The organism is Oleiphilus sp. HI0079, assembly GCF_001635105.1.
The window spans coordinates 1-441 of the sequence record NZ_LWFT01000499.1 but is presented as its reverse complement, the minus strand read 5'-3'; the positions used below and the strand labels follow the sequence as shown (position 1 = coordinate 441).

General features: G+C 43.5%; 1 protein-coding gene. It reads left to right on the top strand.

The annotated features are described in order from the left end of the window. Window positions 1–194: 194 nt before the first annotated feature. The coding region (locus tag A3750_RS06460) for a S1 RNA-binding domain-containing protein (protein ID WP_156498461.1) at window positions 195–441 on the top strand (247 nt) is incomplete at its 3' end.

The following is a 441-nucleotide window of genomic DNA, read 5'->3' as shown; positions in this document are numbered from 1 at the left end:
CATAATAGACACGACAGAGTTTTCGATCGAGCAAGTGTTGGAAAAAGTCCTATCGTTGGTCCATCCACAATAAGTCTTGTTCCTCTTTATAGTTTTTTACGCTAATGGCAGCGAAGGTCGGCCAGTGATTTGTCGTTAGCTTATTTAATCAGACCGTACTAACTGGTGGTATGGAGAATCTAACAGGAAATGTAATGAGCGAGAGCTTTGCTGATTTATTTGAAGAAAGCCTAAAAGAAATCGATATGACCCCAGGGTCGATCGTAAAGGGCGTAGTTGTAGACATCGATAGTGATTGGGTTACAGTCAACGCGGGCTTGAAATCTGAGGGTGTTATCCCTCTTTCACAGTTTGTTAACGAAGCGGGTGATATCGAACTTGCTGTCGGTGACACTGTAGACGTAGCACTTGATGCTGTTGAAAACGGTTTTGGCGAGACTC